General features: G+C 49.4%; 2 protein-coding genes. One reads left to right on the top strand and one right to left on the bottom strand.

Annotation, left to right across the window (positions count from 1 at the left end; translation table 11 throughout):
* Nucleotides 1-382: HAD-IA family hydrolase (locus R7P72_RS25935; protein WP_318111116.1), on the top strand; the 382-nt coding region annotated here is incomplete at its 5' end.
* A gap of 76 nt (nucleotides 383-458) precedes the next feature.
* Here the strand turns inward: R7P72_RS25935 and R7P72_RS25940 are convergent.
* Nucleotides 459-1,061 (bottom strand): substrate-binding domain-containing protein (locus tag R7P72_RS25940; RefSeq protein WP_318111117.1); only part of this gene is annotated, 603 nt, incomplete at its 5' end.

Consider the following 1,061-nt stretch of genomic DNA (forward strand, 5'->3'; position numbering starts at 1 on the left):
CTACCAACCAGATTATGTTGTCGCGACAGACGATCTGCCCCAAGGTGGTCGCCCTGCGCCGTTTATGGCACTGAAAAACGTGATTGAGCTTGGTGTAACCGACGTTAAAGCATGCGTCAAAGTGGACGATTCAGCACCAGGCATCTTTGAAGGTCACAATGCGGGCATGTGGACGGTGGGTCTGCTACTTTCTGGTAACGAAGCAGGTCTGACATTTGAAGAATACCAAGCCGCAGACGAAGCAACCTTAGAGAAAGCTCGTGAAAAAGCACGCGCGAAGTTTATCAAGAGTGCACCTCACTACTTAATCGACACCATCTCCGATCTGCCAGAGGTGATCGTAGATATCGAACAACGCCTAGCCACGGGCGAACGTCCGTAGTTTCCGCTCGTGAATTCAGAATGTAAAAAGCCTCTCCATCTTGAGAGGCTTTTTGTGTTTATGGAAAGCGGAGGTGTCAATTAATCGCGGTACTTGCTCGACGCTTTAGCTTAAAGCCCATACTGGTTGGCCTTTCTTCTGGCTCACCTTTGATGGCATGCAACAGTTTTTCTGCCGCCTTGGTGCCCATGCGCTCGTAATCAAATTCTGCCGATGTCAAACTTGGGTAAGCGTGCTCCCCCATAGAAGAGCCTTCAAGGCAAATAATGGCAATGTCGGTCGGGACTTTGAGCACGCGGCGATGGCACTCAAAGAGCGCACCAATTGCTATCTCCTCATGGCTACACACCAAAGCATTCAAGCTTGAATCGCGCAGCAATAACTTCGCCAATCCTTCCGCACCCAATTGTGAAGATGGCGCTTCATGAGTCGTCAGAAAATGATCTGGGGTGAGATAGTTTTCAATCATCGCACTTTGCCAACCGTGTAACTGGCGTTGCAACGTTGAGTGATTCCCGCGCGCCCCAATAAAACCAACGTTCTTAAAACCTTGTTCAATCAGGTGTCTGGTACAGGCCTTACCCACTTCGAAGTGATCCACGCCAATGTTGAGATAACTGGCCTTTGAGCTTAGTTCGGCAATCTCTAACACTGGCGTATTTGATGCCTCTAACAGTTG

The sequence above is a fragment of the Vibrio sp. Vb0888 genome (genome assembly GCF_033338835.1).
GTDB lineage: Bacteria > Pseudomonadota > Gammaproteobacteria > Enterobacterales > Vibrionaceae > Vibrio > Vibrio alginolyticus.